The sequence below is a fragment of the Saprospira grandis DSM 2844 genome, assembly GCF_000275825.1.
Lineage (GTDB): Bacteria > Bacteroidota > Bacteroidia > Chitinophagales > Saprospiraceae > Saprospira > Saprospira grandis_A.
In genome coordinates this window covers 2,841,456-2,858,244 of the sequence record NZ_JH719942.1, presented here as the reverse complement: position 1 = coordinate 2,858,244, position 16,789 = coordinate 2,841,456, and the positions used below count along the sequence as shown (strand labels likewise).

Annotated in this window: 14 protein-coding genes; 7 read left to right on the top strand and 7 right to left on the bottom strand. The window is 48.6% G+C overall.

Annotated elements, in window-relative coordinates; all coding sequences use genetic code 11:
- Positions 1-56: 56 nt before the first annotated feature.
- Both SAPGRDRAFT_RS13120 and SAPGRDRAFT_RS13115 read left to right on the top strand, forming a co-directional pair.
- Positions 57-527, top strand: a complete 471-nt coding sequence (locus SAPGRDRAFT_RS13120; RefSeq protein ID WP_002659696.1) for a GNAT family N-acetyltransferase — start codon at positions 57-59, stop codon at positions 525-527.
- On the top strand, positions 475-1,305 hold the full coding sequence (locus SAPGRDRAFT_RS13115; protein ID WP_002659695.1) for a DUF481 domain-containing protein: 831 nt from the start codon (positions 475-477) through the stop codon (positions 1,303-1,305). Before SAPGRDRAFT_RS13120 ends, SAPGRDRAFT_RS13115 begins: the two co-directional genes overlap by 53 nt.
- A 201-nt stretch (positions 1,306-1,506) precedes the next feature.
- Here the strand turns inward: SAPGRDRAFT_RS13115 and SAPGRDRAFT_RS13110 are convergent, their stop codons facing one another.
- Positions 1,507-2,034 carry a hypothetical protein gene (locus SAPGRDRAFT_RS13110; RefSeq protein WP_002659694.1) on the bottom strand — a complete coding sequence of 176 codons (528 nt, stop codon included), beginning with the start codon at positions 2,032-2,034 and terminating at the stop codon, positions 1,507-1,509.
- Between the two features lie 146 nt (positions 2,035-2,180).
- Here SAPGRDRAFT_RS13110 and SAPGRDRAFT_RS13105 point away from each other — a divergent pair, with 146 nt between their 5' ends.
- Entirely contained in the window at positions 2,181-3,632 is a 1,452-nt protein-coding gene (locus SAPGRDRAFT_RS13105; protein WP_002659693.1) for a pyridoxal phosphate-dependent decarboxylase family protein, read from the top strand.
- Positions 3,633-3,951: 319 nt separating this feature from the next.
- Here the strand turns inward: SAPGRDRAFT_RS13105 and msrB are convergent, their stop codons facing one another.
- The 5 genes from msrB to SAPGRDRAFT_RS13075 form a co-directional block, all read right to left on the bottom strand.
- Positions 3,952-4,479, bottom strand: a complete 528-nt coding sequence (gene msrB / locus SAPGRDRAFT_RS13095; RefSeq protein ID WP_002659692.1) for a peptide-methionine (R)-S-oxide reductase MsrB — start codon at positions 4,477-4,479, stop codon at positions 3,952-3,954.
- A gap of 1 nt (position 4,480) precedes the next feature.
- A complete protein-coding gene (locus tag SAPGRDRAFT_RS13090; RefSeq protein ID WP_002659691.1) occupies positions 4,481-4,945 on the bottom strand; it encodes a sterol desaturase family protein in 465 nt (154 codons plus the stop codon).
- Positions 4,946-5,136: 191 nt separating this feature from the next.
- Positions 5,137-5,805 (bottom strand): carotenoid biosynthesis protein, encoded by a 669-nt coding sequence (locus tag SAPGRDRAFT_RS13085; protein ID WP_002659690.1) that lies wholly within the window; start codon positions 5,803-5,805, stop codon positions 5,137-5,139.
- On the bottom strand, positions 5,806-7,290 hold the full coding sequence (gene crtD / locus SAPGRDRAFT_RS13080; protein WP_002659689.1) for a 1-hydroxycarotenoid 3,4-desaturase CrtD: 1,485 nt from the start codon (positions 7,288-7,290) through the stop codon (positions 5,806-5,808).
- A gap of 1 nt (position 7,291) precedes the next feature.
- Entirely contained in the window at positions 7,292-8,194 is a 903-nt protein-coding gene (locus SAPGRDRAFT_RS13075) for a histone deacetylase family protein (RefSeq protein ID WP_002659688.1), read from the bottom strand.
- 1,019 nt (positions 8,195-9,213) lie between these two features.
- On the opposite strand from SAPGRDRAFT_RS13075, the gene SAPGRDRAFT_RS13065 reads away from it, so the two are divergent.
- The 4 genes from SAPGRDRAFT_RS13065 (at position 9,214) to SAPGRDRAFT_RS13050 (ending at position 14,526) form a co-directional block, all read left to right on the top strand.
- Complete coding sequence (locus tag SAPGRDRAFT_RS13065; RefSeq protein WP_002659686.1) at positions 9,214-10,185, top strand: DUF4249 domain-containing protein; 972 nt, start codon at positions 9,214-9,216, stop codon at positions 10,183-10,185.
- Positions 10,186-10,273: 88 nt separating this feature from the next.
- A complete protein-coding gene (locus SAPGRDRAFT_RS13060; RefSeq protein ID WP_002659685.1) occupies positions 10,274-11,275 on the top strand; it encodes a DUF6089 family protein in 1,002 nt (333 codons plus the stop codon).
- Positions 11,276-11,539: 264 nt separating this feature from the next.
- Positions 11,540-12,814 (top strand): 3-phosphoshikimate 1-carboxyvinyltransferase, encoded by a 1,275-nt coding sequence (locus SAPGRDRAFT_RS13055; RefSeq protein ID WP_253271328.1) that lies wholly within the window; start codon positions 11,540-11,542, stop codon positions 12,812-12,814.
- A gap of 62 nt (positions 12,815-12,876) precedes the next feature.
- Complete coding sequence (locus SAPGRDRAFT_RS13050) at positions 12,877-14,526, top strand: McrB family protein (protein WP_002659683.1); 1,650 nt, start codon at positions 12,877-12,879, stop codon at positions 14,524-14,526.
- 416 nt (positions 14,527-14,942) lie between these two features.
- Here SAPGRDRAFT_RS13050 and SAPGRDRAFT_RS13045 read toward each other — a convergent pair whose 3' ends face one another.
- Complete coding sequence (locus SAPGRDRAFT_RS13045) at positions 14,943-16,736, bottom strand: ABC transporter substrate-binding protein (RefSeq protein ID WP_253271327.1); 1,794 nt, start codon at positions 16,734-16,736, stop codon at positions 14,943-14,945.
- Positions 16,737-16,789 lie beyond the last annotated feature (53 nt).

The window sequence follows — 16,789 nt, the reverse complement described above, 5'->3', positions numbered from 1 at the left end:
TTTAAGGGCCCGCTGCAATTGCAGCGGGCCCTTTTTATCATGATAAATACCTAATGATGTCTATTCAAATTCGCCCAGGTATCCCCCAAGATATTCCCGCCATCCATGCCCTGGTCCGAGAACTCGCCATTTATGAGCAAGCAGAAGCCGAGCATACCGTAAATAGAGAAGAAATGAAAGAACATGCCTTTGGGCCCCAAGCCTATTTCTCTTTCTTAGTGGCCGAAAATGAACAGGGCCAAATTTTGGGAATGGCGCTTTATTTCTTTAGTTATTCTACCTGGAAAGGCCCCTGCCTCTATCTAGAAGATTTGGTGGTGAAGCAAGCTTGCCGCCGCCAAGGTATTGGCCAACTCCTTTTTGATGAACTCCTGCAAATTGCTAAAACTAAAAAAGTGGGCCGAATGAGCTGGCAGGTGCTCAATTGGAATGCTCCCGCTATTGCTTTTTATAAAAAACTAGGTGCTCAACTTGATGAAAGCTGGATTAACTGTCAATTTAGAAAAGAATTTATTGAAAACTATTAAGCTATTTTTACTGCTACTTTTGGCCCTCCCCCTAAAGGCCCAAATCTTAAATGCCGATGCACTGGCCCCAAAACTAGACTCTAGCCGAGCCTTTCACTTATTTGGCCAAGGAAACCTAAGCATCACAAAACGAAATTATACCCCCGTCTATAGCTTTACTGGCCAAGCCGAATGGGCCTACCACTCTGGCCAACACCAGCTGATGCATAGCAATTATTACCGCCTGCTTCGATCGGCTGGAGAAAATACACTCAATAGCGGTTATACGCATTTTCGCTACCGCTTAGCCCCCGAAGAAGGCCTGCAATATGAGCTTTTTGCCCAGTTTCAAGGCGACCAAATCCGAGGGATGCAAGAGCGCTATCTATTGGGCGGAAACCTGCGCTTAAAGCTCCGGCAAAAAGAACAAAGCAACCTCTTTTTGGGCCTAGGGGCAATGTATGAATCAGAAAAATGGACCTATTCCGCCGTAGAAGATAGCCTGCTCCCCGCCGATATTAGTGATTTTTATACCCAATATGGCAAACTCAATTTTTACTTGAGCTATTGGGAGGATTTTAACCCCAAACTGCGCACGCAGTTGGTCCTTTATCTACAAACAAGGCCCGATAGCGAATGGCAAAAAGCCCGCATTTTTGTTTCTAATGAATGGAGCTGGAAAATAGCCAAACATTGGGCCCTGGCCTTTGGCGCCCAACTCAACTACGAACTAGAACCGCCTGTTCCACTCGCTAAGTTTTATTATACCACCTCTTGGGCCCTAAAGTATAGCTGGTAGCTAACGGTCCTACAGGCGGCAAAGCCGCCGCAGGCTGAGGGGCTGTAGCAGGGCCGCCAAAGGCGGCAGACCAAAGGCTTTTTAAGCGCAGCGAAAAGCCTGCAGGGCCGAGCAGACCTGCGAGCTGCGAAATGGCCCGACCCGCCCAAAGGGCGGGGCAGCCCCAAAAAAAAGACGAGCTAAAATAGCTCGTCTAAAAGATTAGTAGAGTTCTTCTAGCCCTTTTAAAGGCCCTAACTTCTCCTCTATCTCATTTTCCCAACTTTGCTCCAAACGTCGGCCAAGATGCAAAAAAAGCTTTCGGTCTTTGGGCGTCCACTCGCAACGAGCGCCCTTATTGCTGTTCAGGACCCGCTCCTCCGATAGGGCCGTGTAAAAAATATGTTGATTTTCATCAATTTCGAACTGTAGCGCCTGCAACAGCCGCTCTTTATCCTCAAAATGACCCTGAATCCGCAGCAAAGCCCGACCCTGAATTTTCTTGAGCTTGATTTTTTCAATCTTTAGGCCCAGTTCCTCATGATAAAAAGGCGCCTTGCTCTCTAGCCGAGCCACAAATTCTTGGGCTTGAACCTCCGCTTTTTCGGGATATTGAAGATGAACAAACTCCATCTTGAAACTCTGCTTTTTAAAATTTAACTCCAAAAGAGCTTCCTCTGCCAAAATAGGGCTTTGCATCTGGAACAAAAGCGCCGTGAAAAAGAGAAATTGATTGAGTAAAATAATCATGCTGCTTACTTTTTTAATTCATAAATAGAGGTCCAAGCCTGAGGGGTCATTTTTTGGGCCAATTCCTAGCTGAAATTCATAGAAAACTTTTTTTGAACAAACATTTAGTTTATTTTTAAGGAGTTTTTCACTACATACTATAAGTTATGAACAAGATACCGAATAAAGGCCAAGATCAGCAGCAAATTTTAGCGCAATTAAAGGCCTTTAAAGGGAAAGATTTACCCTGGCAAGATGGAAAAATCTTTGCCTATATTTACCAAACTACCCCCGAGGCCAAAGCGGTGGCCGAGGCGGCTTACCTTTCTTTTTTGCCCGAAAATGGCTTGGACCCCACGGCTTTTCCCTCTCTTTTGCATTTGGAGCAGCAAATTATTGGACAGCTAGCGCCTTTGTTGGGCGGCAATGAAGAGGTGAAGGGAAATTGTACTTCTGGCGGGACCGAAAGCGTGATTTTAGCAGTCAAGGCGGCCCGAGATTATGCCCGAGCCAAGTACCCCGATCAAAAGGAGTTTGAAATTTTGGTCCCTTCTACGGCGCATCCTTGTTTTTATAAGGCCGCTCATTATTTAGATATTGGCATCCAATCTATAGCTGTAGACCCACAAACGCAGCGCCTAAAAGTGGCCGATATGCGGGCGGCCATTAGCGAAAAGACGATTTTGTTGGTGGGCTCTGCGCCTTCTTATGCGCATGGCGTGATGGACCCCATTGCAGAGCTCTCTGATTTGGCCCTAGAAAAAGATTTGCTTTTGCATGTAGATGCTTGCGTGGGCGGTATGTATTTGCCCTTTTTGCGGCAGTTGGGCCATGAGGTGCCGCCCTTTGGCTTTGAGCTGCCAGGCGTAACTTCTATCTCTTGCGATTTGCATAAGTTTGGCTATGTGCCCAAGGGCTGCTCTACGATTTTGTACCGCAATAAGGAGCTCCGCCAACACCAAATTTTTAGTTGCTCGCAATGGCCAGGCTATACAGTAATCAATCCCACGGTTTTATCAAGTAAAACAGGGGCGCCTATGGCGGCCGCCTGGGCCATGTTCCAATATATGGGCCTAGCCGGCTACCAAAATGCAGTGGCCGATTGCCAGGCGGCTAGAGATGCCGTGATTGCAGCTTTGGAGCAGTTGCCTAGCTTAGCACTGATCGGTCAGCCCGATATGAGTTTGCTGGCTTTTGCTAGCCAAGATGAAGACCTCAGCATTTTTGATTTGGCCGATCAGCTCAATCAAAAGGGCTGGTATGTGCAAGTTCAATTGGAGAGCCCACATTCTCCTGCAGCTATTCATTTGAGCATCAGCCATTTTAATTGCCCGCATATTCCAAGTTTTGTGGCCGATTTGCAGGAAACTGTAGCCCAACTGATGAGTAATCCGGTAGAAGAAAATGAGCTTTTGGCCGCGCTCGATTATTCTATGTTGGCCCTTCTAATGGAAGATTTTGATCCCGCTATGTTGGGCCAATTTCAAGAATTGATGGGCCTAGAGTCTGCAGAAGGCGGCCTACCTGCCGATATGGGCGCCGTCAATCAGTTGCTCAATGTTCTTTCGGCCAAACAACGAGAAGATGTTTTACTAGCCTTTATGAATGAGTTGATTTAAGTTTTGGGGCCTGCCGCCTTCGGCGGCCGGGCTATTGCGCAGCTCGCTCTTCGCTCGGCCCTGCAGCCCTTCGGGCTTGGGTCTGCCGCCTTTGGCGGCCCTGCTGCATATCCCTAGGCCGCTCATCCAATAAGCATTTTTTGGAGCTTCTTTCTTTGGCCCCAAACTGGCCCCTTTTAAGCGGTATTCGTCGCTTCGCTCCTCATTCCTTGTCATAACCCGCCCACCCTCCCCCCCAATGGATTCCCTAAGGAATCCATTGGAGGAGTTTGGGCCAATATTAAAAATGCCGCTCCTTTTTAGGAGCGGCATTTTTTGTTTACTTCTTTTGCTCGACAAACTGCAGACAGGCCGAGTTGATACAATAGCGCAAGCCCGTTGGCTTGGGCCCATCGTCAAAAACATGGCCCAAATGGCTTTGACAGCGGGGACAATGAATTTCGATCTGCTTGCCCGTCCAGCCATACTCTTCTTGGGCCTCAATATTTTTGGGATCAAAAATATCCCAGAAGCTCGGCCAACCCGAGCCCGAATCAAACTTATGGGCCGACTTAAAAAGCGGCAGCGCACAAGCCTTACAGCAATAGGTCCCTTCTTTTTTATTATCCAGCAAAGCACCTGTAAAGGCCCTTTCGGTCCCCTTTTGGCGAAGGATTTTATACTCTAGCTCCGTCAGTTGGTTTTGCCACTCCTTCTCCGGCTTTTCAATGGTTTTGCCATCAAAAATGAGTTGGGGGTCAATCAGGCTATCTTGCGTTATTTTGCTAGATTCTTGGCCCTTAACGGCTGTTCCACAGCTCGTTAAGCTAAGGCTAAAAGCAATAAGAAAACAAATCATCCAAGGCATATTACTTCTTTTTTTTGCGAAAATATTTGGGATGCACCAGCAAGAGGCCAAAAGAAACGCCATCCTCTTTTTCCTGTTTGGCATGATGGGCGCCATGGGCACGCAAAATCCCTCTAGAATACCAGCCATCCAATTGTTTAAACCATTTGAAGCGTTGGTGTATATATACGTCATGAATCAGAAAATAGATCAGCCCGTAAATAGAAATACCCACCCCCACAAAAAAGAGGGGAAAATAGCCCGGCACAGCCGAACCAACAATATAAGAGGCCGCACTAGGGACCGCAAAGACCAAAAAGAAAAGATCATTTTTCTCAAAAAAGCCTTCTACCTCATGAGGCTTATGATGATCTTCATGCCAAATCCATAAGAGGCCGTGCATCAAATAGCGATGGGCCAACCAGGCCACAAACTCCATGGCGATGACACTAGCAAGCGTAATTAAGGTATAGAGTAAAATCTGCATACTAAAGGTATTATGAGAAAGTAGAAATTATCGGCTCCAAAAGCGGGCGAAGCCCGCTATGGCCTAGCGATGTGCAGCAGTGGCCCGAAGGGCCAGACCAAAGCGCTTTAGCGCTGAAGGGCCGAGCAGACCTGCGAGCTGCGAAACGTAGCGCCGACGACCGAAGGGAGGCGGAGGCCCCCAAAAAAGAACTACATCAATAAAAAGAGGTAGATCCAGAGAAAGAAAACGAACTGCCAAAGAAACAAAAATTCGAGGGCGGGGTTGCGCCTAGGCCCCAAAAAATGGCCAAAAAAGAGCTGTAGTCCAAAGGCGGCCAACCACCAGACGGCATAATTTTGCCAAGGCGCAACCAATAGGCTGTTGTAGGGCGTATTGCCCCAGCTCCACATATCGTAACGGACCGCAGCGGGCTCAATGAAGAGGTCCAGACTGACCATTAGGCTGGCGGCCAGTAGGCTGCGCAGCCAAAGCGGGCGGCTAGAAAAAAAGCGCAGAATGATCGAGCTAGAAGCATAGACCAGCATGGCCCAATTGAGGCCGATCATGAAAGGCGTGCCGCCCAACTGAGGGCCTAAAGTGGCGCCATAGCTATACTCTCCGAAGATAAGGCCCGTTTGCACCCCCGCCAATTCTAGAAACCAGCCGCCCCAATAGACCGCCAAAAGGGCCAAATATAAACGTTTGTCTTGCTGTTTTTCCGCCCAAAGACAGAGGCCAAAAGTAGTTAATAAATTGAGGGGGGTTAGCCGCATAAATTCGGGATGCAAGGGCCAACTAACGCCCACTAAACCCACGGCATAGAGGCCACAGAGCAGAATGAGCACCCAATTTTGCTTTTGCGAATAGCTTAAGGACATCTATTTTAGGTTTTTGATGAGGTCTTCTGTGGCCACCTTGGCCGATAAAAGGGCTAAGGGAATGCCGCCCCCAGGATGCACACTGCCGCCCACAAAATAGAGGCCCGATAGCTGCCGAGAGAAATTGGGATGCCGGAAAAAAGCCGCCATGCTGTTGTTGGAGGAGGTGCCGTATAAAGACCCCAAATGCGATTGGGTTTTCTCTTGAATCAGAGCGGGCGAAAGCAGCTCCTCCTCGACAATATGGGCTTGAATAGGCCGGCCCAAAATGCGCTCTAGCTTTTCGAGAATCCGCTTTTTGCTTTGGGCAATCAATTGCTCCCAGTCTTGGCCATTAAGTTGTGGGGCATTGATCATGACAAACCAATTTTCATGGCCCAAGGGGGCGTCTGTTTGCTCCATTTTGGAGCTGATGTGAATGTAGACCGTAGGATCTTCATAAAGACTTTTTTCCTCAAATAGTTGGCGAAACTCCTCTGGATAATTATCGCTAAAAAAGATATTGTGCACATCTAGTTCGGGAAAACTCTGGTCCATCCCCCAATAAAAAATGAGGGCCGAAGAGGATTTGGGTTGCTCCAAAATGCGCTTAGGTCTGGGCTGTTTGGGCAAAAGGCGGTCGTAGGCAAAAAAGACATCCATATTACAAACGACTTGATCGAAGGCGAGTTCTTCTTGGCCAATTCGGATGCCTTTTACGGCTTTGTTCTGGACCAAAATCTCCTCTACTTTTTGTCCATAATGAAATTTAACGCCTAAATGTTCGGCCAAACGAACCAATGAATGGCTAATTTCCTTCATCCCCCCCTTGGGCATAAAGGCCCCAAAACCCTGTTCCAGATGCGGAATTAGGCTCATGATCCCTGGGGTTTTATAGGGGCTAGAGCCATTATAAGTAGCATAGCGATTAAAGAGTTGGACCATTTTGGGGTGCTGCTTTAGGCGCTTTTTATTCTCTTGGTCCAAAGAGCGATGCAGCCCCAGCCATGGCATGGCCAGCACCCCTTTAAAGGTTTTCCAGCGAAAATAGGTGCTTAGTCGATGCAGAGAATGCTCTAGGAAAATGGGGGCGGTAGTTTCGTATCTAAAGCGGGCCCAGGCTAGGTAATCCTTAAGCGCTTGGGCCGGAAAGCCCAGTTTTTCTTCTACCTCTTGGCCATATTTATGGAGATCGGCATAGGCGGAAATAGACTGCCCATCTTCCCAAAAATATTTACAAACCGTATCTAGGCGATGATAATCAAAGCCGAAATCTTTGGGGTTTTCGCCAGCTAGGGCAAAGAGTTCTTCTACATATTGGGGCATGGTAAAGAGGCTGGGACCCGCATCAAAGCGGTAATCTCCTACTTGCAAATTGGAGAGTTTTCCGCCGGGGTAACTATTGGCCTCAAAGACCGCTACGCTATGGCCAGCGACAGCTAGGCGTACGGCGGCCCCAATGCCGCCAATGCCGGCGCCAATGATGGCAATATGTTGTTTCTTCATTTTAACTGTAAATTTTTTGGGCCATTCGGTAAGTGTTTGCATGGGCCTCAATGATGTAGCGCAGTTGGGGGGAGTAGCCACCGCCCATACTGACCGCCACGGGAACGCCTGCCTTTTGGCAGCAGCTAAAAACGAATTGGTCTCGCTGAGCGCAGGCATTTAAGCTTAGGCCTAGGCGGCCCAACTTATCAGAGGCCAGTACATCTACGCCAGAGAGATAAAGGACCATATCTGGCCGAAGGCTTTCGAGCAAAGCGGGTAAACAATCGGCTAAAACCTGCAAATAAGGGCCATCATCCATCAGGTCGGGCAGGGCAATATCGAGGTCCGAGCGTTCTTTGCGGAAAGGATAATTGGCTGCGGCATGCATAGAAAAGGTAAACACTCTGGGCTCATTTTCAAAGATTTTGGCGCTGCCATTCCCTTGATGCACATCCAAATCGACAATGAGAATTTGCTGGGCCAGGCCTTGGTCCAGAAGATAATTGGCCGCAATCGCAAAGTCGTTGAGCAGACAAAAGCCCTCTCCATGGCTGGCATAGGCATGATGCGTACCGCCCGCAATATTTAGCGAAACCCCATATTCTTGGGCCGCCAGACAGCAATCAATGGTCCCTTGAGCAATCACTTTAGAACGTTGGACCAATTTCTCGGACATGGGAAAGCCAATTTTACGGGCAGCTTTGGCCGAGATCGTTTGCTCCTTTAGGGCGTCCCAATAATCTTTGCTATGTGTGCGCAAAATCCATTCTTCGGCAATGGGCTGAGGCTGAAAAAAATTCTCTTCTTCCAGACAACCTTCATAAATGAGCTGCTGGGCCAATAGATCATATTTGATCATGGGAAAGCGGTGGCCTTGGGGCAGCTCATAGCGGTAAATGGGCGAAAAAGCAACTTTTAACATTTCATTGATTCTTTGTTCTTAGAAAAGCAATTTAGGAAAAAAGTTTTGAGCGCTTGCTAATTTAATTTTTGGGGAGCTTGTTTTGGGGCCCGCGGCCAGCAAGCTGGCCGCCGCTATGCTGCGGGGCTCACAGGTCTGTTCGGCCCTGCAGCCGCCTGCGGCGGCTTTGGTCTGGCCTTCGGCCACCCCTCCGCAGCGCTGGGCCGCTCAGCGGTCTTTTTTTCTTTAGGCCCTATTCTTCGGCGGCTGAATTTAGGGGAGACTGTTTAAAATTTTGTGTTTCCCCTTTCCTGCGCCTAGGGACAAGCCCCTTACCTTAGCTGGAGCTAGTGGCCTCTTAGGTCGAGCTAGCCAAACTCTAGCTGGAGCTAGTAGCCGCTTAGGTCGAGCTAGCCAAACTCTAGCTGGAGCTAGTAGCCGCTTAGCTGGAGCTAAGCAAACCCTAGGTCGAGCTAGCCAAATCCTAGCTTGAGCTAGTGGCGCTTTAGGTCGAGCTAGCCAAACCCTAGGTCGAGCTGACCAAACCCTAGGTCGAGCTAAGCAAAAGCTAGGTCGAGCTAGCCAAACCCTAGGTCGAGCTGACCAAACCCTAGGTCGAGCTGACCAAACCCTAGGTCGAGCTAGGAAAGTATTAGCTCGAGCTAACCAAAAGCTAGCTCATTGGACCTTAGCAAGAAGTTCACTAAGTCAGCACTTTAACTTATTAGTAACAATTGGGCCCTTAGGCGGTTTAGCAGGCGGCGAAGCCGCCGCAGGCCACAACAAGCCCTTTAGGGCGCAGTTCGACGACCAAAGGGAGTAACCGATGCGAAAGGGGGCGGCGAAGCCGAAGGCGACGCAGGGCCGAGCAGACCTGCGAGCCCCAAAGCGACAACAAGTCCTTTAGGACGCAGTTCGACGACCAAAGGGAGTAACCGCCGACGAGCGAAGCGAGGCGGAGGCCCCAAAAAAACAGAATAAAGCGACTTCGGCATCAACCTTTGGGTCTTACAGATCGTTAAAGCGGTAAAAGAGAAAACATGCGAAACCAGCTCCCCATTTTTGCCTTGCTGTTGTTATTATTGGGCCTTAGTGCCTGTGAAGAAGAGTATACCCCCGAAGACGTTTTTGATGAGCCTCAACTGGTGGTAGAAGGCTATGTGGAATATGGGCCGGGGGCCCTGCCGCCCTATGTTATTTTGACCCAAAGCTCGCCTTATATCGGGGATTTGAGTCCTGCTCGTTTAGCAGAACTCTTTGTGCATGATGCCGACGTTAGGGTATCGGATGGAGAGAACGAAGTCCAACTGACCGAATTTTGCTTAGGTGATTTGGCAGCTTTGGATACAGCTGTGGCCCAAACTGTTGCCGAATTTTTGGGTTTGGGGGGCATTTCGGTCACTGAGCTAGAATACTGCATATATATAGACATCTTTGGTTTTTTGAACTTTTCTCCTTTAGAGATTGAGCCGGGGCGGAGTTATAGCCTGCTGGTTCGGGCGGGAGAAGATAGCGTTTCGGCGGTAACGACCTTAGTGCCTTTGGTGGGTTTTGACAGCCTGTACTACGTCGATCATCCTGATTATCCGGAGAATGACTCTTTGGTTGAATTGCGGGCTTCGGTGACTGATCCTGCGGGAGAGGAGAACTACTATCGGGTATTTACCAAGCGGAATGAGGAGCCTTTTTATCCGCTTTTGGGCCAATCGGTTACGGATGATAAGATTTTTGATGGGCGGGTAGGTTTTGAAATCCCGGTACAGCGGGGGCAGTCCTTTGTTTCTGAATTTGATCTAGAAACGGCAGGCTATTATTGGCGGGGCGACACCGCCGTTGTTCGAGTAAGTAACATTGATTATCCGCATTTTCGGTTTTGGCAAACCTTTGAGTACAGTTCGGGCAGCCAGGGGCCTTTTGGCAATTATGTCCGCATTGAATCCAATATTCAGGGCGGCTTAGGCGTTTGGGGAGGACTACATTATGAGGATTACGAGCTAATCATTCCCCAGTAAATTGGAATTTGGCTATGCCATTATAATATTGTATTTTCAGGTAGACCTGTCCCTATTCCCCTAGCCCTCCAATTCAAAAACTGCTTATATGAAAACACTATCACTCTTCTTTTTAGCCTTATCGCTTCCCTTTTTTGTTCAGGCTCAGCACAGTTGGGCCAGGCCTTATTTTGAGGTAGGTGCACAACTAGGGACCTCTAGTTATTCGGGGGAGTTGGTCAACTCTATGCTCGATAGCAAACATCTGCATTTGGCGGGAGGTATTTTTGCTCGCTACAACCTCAACCAATACCTCAATTTTAGGTTGCAGGCCAGCTACGGCAATATTTCGGGCAACGACCAAGATGCGAAAGAGCTACGCGACCAGATTCGGAACCTGCATTTCCGCTCTCATATTTTTGAAGGGGCCTTGATGGCCGAAATCAACTTTATGGGCTACAATACGATGGGCCACAAAAAATTATTTTCTCCCTATGCCTTTATTGGTTTGGGCGTTTTCAACTACAACCCCAAGGCCAAGCACTTTGACCCCAACCGAGATGACGAATGGGTAGCGCTACAGCCCTTGGCCACCGAGGGACAGGGCAATCCCAACCTACCCAACAGAAATCCTTATGAGCTTACACAGCTATCTATTCCTATGGGTTTGGGGGTAAAATTTGCCGTTCATAGCCACCTCAATATTGGTTTTGAGATTGGCTTTCGCAAAACATTTACGGATTACCTAGACGATGTTTCTTTGAGTTATCCCTATGATGTGACCACCAATCCCGCCACCGCCCTCTACGATCAAAATCCTTATGATGGGGGTCAATTTGGCAACCTCTCGGAGCAGCAACTGATGTCTGACCGCACTTATGAGTACCTGGTCAATCAGGCTGGGGGCACCTTTGGGGCCGATTTCCCCGCCCAAGATGCCTATGATGCAGCCGTAGCCGAAAGAGGGGGGCAAACCACTCGTGGCGATAAGGCCCAAGACTGGTACCTCATTACCGGAATCACTATTTCTTACAACTTTATTGACAACGGTTTGGTGGGCTCTCGCAAGCGCCGCCGCAAGCGCCAAGGCTGTAAATCAGCTCGTTTCTAAGCGCAACTAAGACCTAACAAATTGGCCTCCTTCCTTAAGAAGGGGGCTTTTTTTTGCCTAAACTATTCTATGCCTAGCTTGTTCTAATGATCATTTATTTTTGGGGCCTCCGCTGCGGCCTACGGCCTTGCGGCGCTACGTTTCGCAGCTCGCAGGTCTGCTCGGCCCTGCGGCGGCTTTGCCGCCTTGGTCTGGCCTGACGGCCACTGCTGCACATCGCTAGGCCAGCCCGCCCCTTTGGGGGTCTTTTCACTCCAAAAAAACTTGATCAACCAACTAATTATGCCTAAAAATCGACTCTTAGAAGCGCCCAAAAGCTTGGCAGGCGCCCAATATATTCAGCTCAACAGCTCCAAAAGCATTAGTAATCGCTTATTGATTATTCAGGCGATTATGGGCCAATTGGCGCCCCCAAAAAGCTTATCTAGGGCCAAAGACAGCCAGAGCTTGGTCCGACTACTACAGCAAGAAGAAGAAGAAATACTAGATGCCGAAGATGCGGGGACCTGTTTTCGTTTTCTCACGGCCTACCTTTGCCTCAACAACAAAAAGCAAGTGCTCACGGGTTCTGCTCGGATGCTAGAGCGGCCCATTGGTCCATTGGTAGAAGCCCTGCGCAGCCTTGGGGCCCAAATTGACTACTTGGGCCAGGAGGGCTATCCGCCCTTACAGATTGGGGCCTCTACTTGGACGGCCACAGCAGAAATGCCTAGCTTGCGTATAGATGGCGGCATCAGCAGCCAGTATATTTCGGCCCTCTTGCTTATTGCCCCTGCCCTACCTCAGGGGTTAAAGCTACAGCTAGAGGGGGAGATTATTTCCATGCCCTACATTCAGATGACCTTAGGCCTGATGGAGCAGTTTGGCATTGATTACCTGCAGGCGGGAAAAAGCTTTTTAATTGAGGCCCAGAACTACCAAGCTCCCGAAGAAGAATTTATTGTAGAGGGCGACTGGTCCGCGGCGGCCTACTACTATGCCCTAGTCGCCTTGGCCGAGCCTGGATTTAGTTTGCGTTTGGGGCAATTGCAGCAGAACTCCTTGCAGGGGGACTCTATTATTATGGAGCTGATGAAAGAGCTGGGCGTCATGAGTCAGTTTTCACCTTCAGGAGAGCTACAACTAAAGAAAATAGCGCAGCCGCTGCCCTCCTCTTTGCGCTACGACTGTCGGCATTATCCTGATTTGGCCCAAACCTTAATGGCCGTAGCGGCGGGACTAGCTATTCCCTGCCAGCTTTTTGGTCTACAGAGTTTGCGCATCAAAGAGACCGACCGTTTGGCGGCCATGAAAAAGGAGTTAGAAAAGCTGGGGGCGGAGGTAGAAATTGGGGAAGACTGGATGCATATTAGGTCGGGAGTAAAAAGGGCCCAAAAAAAGCCCTTAATTAGTAGTTACAAAGATCATCGGATGCTCATGTCCTTGGCGCCCTTATCGCTGTTGCTTGGTCCATTAGAGATGGATCAGCCCGAAGTTGTGGCCAAATCCTATCCTGATTTTTGGAGAGATTTGGGTCTATTGGGCTTTAAAATTAGCTAAAAGCAATATGTTCTGGTCTTAAACTTATAGTTTTGGGGCTAATACCAAGCAGCTTATAAAAGATGTCGATTTTTAGTCCTTATGCGGAGCTCCTCCGCAACTTGATTCCTCAACTACAAATCAGCCTAGCGAGTTATGCGGAGGCCGATCGGCCTATTTTGGCTGCGCTCTTTGCGCAATGGGCCAATTTTAAGGCCCTGCCCTTATTAGAAGAAGAGGAGATGCAGCTTTTGCGGCTGCAGTGGAAAAAGGGAGCGCAGTGGGGAGAAGAATTTGAGCAACTCTCTAGTTCTCTACAGGCTGTACATCTACAATTGGGTTTATTATTGGCCGAGCTACAGCCTCAGTTTGCGCAAAAGCTACACTTGCAGAGCCATGGGCCGGGCATTAATCTTTGGCCCATGCAGCTTTCTTTTTGGGCCGAGCAGCTCCTGATTTACAAAAGAGACGGCAATGCCAAAGGCTTATCGGCCTCGGGGCAACTTTTGCTGGCCTATTTGGAGCAGCCCTTAAAGCGGCTGCCTATTTTCAGGCAAAAAGCCCTCTCCTATATCCTTGATAGTTTTTTGGGGCCAGCGGCCTCGCAAAGCTTGCTATTAGATTTATTTATTGAATTGGGGCTAAAGGCCAAGCTAGCCGAAAACGCCCCCTTTCTATTGGGGCAACTGCTATTCTTGCCGCTAATTCGGGAACTATGGGACAAACAATACGACAGTCTAGGCAAAGAGCAGATAGATGATTGGGAAGAAAGCCAATTGATTTATCATCGGGAGAAAGCGCGGCCCCTCAACCAGCTCTATTATGGGCCATCTGCTTGTGGAAAAACCCGGGCGGCTCGTTTGGAGGCCTTAAGCATTTGCGAGGGGCTGCCTTTGGTCCAAATAGAGCAGTTATCGACAGAAGAGATAGAGCAGCGTTTGGAAGAGCAGCGGCAGGCGGGGCATTTGGCTATGCTTGCCTTTCATCCCGCTATGAGTTATGAAGACTTTATGGAAGGGCTAAAGCCCCAGATGCGAGGCAAGCAGCTTCATTATGTATTAGAGGAAGGCTTGTTTAAGCGTTTGGCCAAGGCGGCCTTGGCCCAACCCCTCAAGCGTTTTGTGCTTTTGATTGACGAATTGAACAGGGCTGAAGTGGGAGCTGTATTTGGGGAGCTACTTTCTTTATTGAGTGCAGAAAACCGATTGGGAGGAACAGAGCCTTTATTTCTGCAACTGCCCTATTCTAAAGCATCCTTTGCGCTGCCCGACAACCTCTATATTCTGGCGACCATGAATGAGGGCGACCGCAGTCTACAGTCCTTAGATTGGGCCTTGCGGAGGCGTTTTCATGCCATAGCGGTACGACCAGAGCCGCAGCTCTTGGGAGATTGTCAGGGCATTGACTTGGCTCGGCTACTGCAGGCCCTCAACCAGCGGATTCGTTTATATTTTTCGGCGGCGCAGGAGATTGGGCATGCTTACTTCTTGGGGATTCGGCAATTGGAGGAATTGAACCTTTGTTTTGCTCATCGGATAATTCCTTTATTGGAGAGCTATGCCTATGGCGATCTTCGTCTGTTGGGGCCTATTTTGGGGCAAGGATTTATAGAAAGGCGACGGTTGGGGCATTCCTTGGTCTTTTATGGGGTAGAGCAGCAGGAAGAGCAATTTAGTTATCATATTCGGTCTTTTCCGCTTGCGGCAAGCGCCTACGAGCAACTATATGAGTAGGTTTTAATTGTAGGGACAAGAATGCTAAGCAAAATACCTATAGATAAACATTAGGTTTTATTCGCTATAAAAACCAAAGGAGCTATCTTAAATTTGAACTGTGACCAAAGTAAATTTGGTTTTCATAGTGATAGTTTTTAGGGTTTAAGCTCTATGATAAGAGCTAAAGCATCAAGCTTGGGGGAGTTTGATGCTTTTTTTATGTCCCTAGGCCAGGGTTCATTAAAGGCCCGAAGGGCCTTTGGCCTAGCGATGTGCAGGGGTGGCCGAAGGCCAGACCGAAGCGCGCAGCGCTGAAGGGCCGAGCAGACCTGCGAGCCCCGAAACGTAGCGCCGACGACCGAAGGGAGGCGGAGGCCCCCAAAACAGAAAAAGCCCCTACATTATTGGTAGAGGCTATATTGATTTAGTGGAGTTTACTTGAGTTGGAAATCGCTAACGCGATATCCGGGGCGGAGGGGGGAGGTTTCGATATCGGCGAAACGTTTGTGGATGGCGAAGCAGCTGCTAGGCACACAGAGGAAGAGGTAGGGTTGTTCTTCATGGATAATGGCCTGGGCGCGGAAATAGAGCTCCTTACGTTTTTGGGGGTCGAGAGTAATGCGGATGCTATCGATAATGCGGTCACATTCTTCATTACGGAAGCCGATGCGGTTGCTCCCGCCATTACGGTCTGAGGAAGAGTGCCAAGCCTGTTTAAGTTCGTCGAGATTGGGGCCTTGGGCCCAGGCCGAGCAGATGAGTTCAAAGTCTCGGTTTTGGATATCCTTGACAAAGACGGGAAAATCGGCACTTTTGATTTTGATTTCGATACCGAGGGTTCGGGCTTCTCCTTGGAGGAGCAGGCCAATATTTTTGCGGATATCGTTGCCTTGATTATACTTAAACTCTAGGCTTAGCTTTTCTAGTTTTCCGTTGATGCGTTTATCTAGAATTCCGTCATTATCGGAATCGGTCCAGCCGGCCTCGGTTAAGAGTTCTTTAGCTCTTTCGGGGTCATAGCTAAAGGGTTTAATTTGGTCATTGTAGTGATCTTTTTGGGGGTTGATGGGGCCGACGGTTTCGGTGGCTAGGCCTTCAAAGAGGACATCAATAATTTCTTGGCGGTTGACGATATGCGAGAGGGCTTGGCGGAGTTTTTTATCTTTCAGCTTAGGGTTTCGCAGATTGATTCCGATATAATAGTAGCCAAAAACGGGGGGCGAAGAGAGTTCGAAGAGATTTTGGAACTCTTGATCTTCTTTTAGGGCCTTAAACTTGACGGGTTTAATATTGTGGAGGACATCAATTTCCTCATTTCGGGCCACGGTAATAGCGGTATTGGGGTCATTGACCACCTTATGAATAATTTTTGAGGGGTAGGCGACCAGCATGGGATTTTTGGCATTATTAGCCCACCAATTATCTTTGCGTTCGAGGATAATATGTTGGCCATTGCTCCATTCTACAAAGCGGTAAGGGCCAGAGCCCACTACAGTTTCCTTACTAAATTTGGGGCTATTAAAGCTTTGGGCGAAGCGTTGTAGGTTTGCATTTTTGTTGGCGGCTTCATAATCCATTTGGTTGAGTTCGGCCAGACTTACTTTTTTCATTAGGCCTTCGGGGTCATAGACATATTCTGGCATAATGTGCATATCGCCGGCAGATTCTTCGGCGATAAAATAGCGTTGTTTAGAGAAGATAGTAAACTCTCTTTCGTTATTGGGGGAAATATAGATCGAGTCGATAAACTCATAATAGGGGCGTCGGCTGCCCGATTCTACTAGGGGGTTTTTGATTGCTTTGACGGTAAAGAGATAATCATAGGCGGTAACGGCTTGGCCATTATCCCATTTGGCGTCGGGTCTAATCTCGAAGTGTAGTGACATACCGCCGGCATAGGGGCCCTCTTCTAGTTCTCTGACTTCGGGCATTTTGAGGGCGAGTTGGGGCACTAATTTGAGATCTTCGGGGTGAAACTCCAACAAGCGAGAGAATATATTGTTCTGAATATAGGTAGCGGCGGCTCCTTGAGAGGTAATTGGATTTAAGCCATCGGGGTCATCTAGTTCCCAGACCGTTACGGAGGGGTCTTTCATTTTGTTGCTACTTTGGCTTTCTTTTACTTCCTGAGCGGCTTCTCCATTTGTTTGGGGAGAAGAGGGCTGGCAACTGCCAAAACATAAACTTAGTCCGAGCAGGCCTAAGATTGTTTTTTTTCTAATATTCATATTGGTCATTATAGTGGTGTAATTTGAAGAAAATTGTTTGTTAGTGGGGCGCT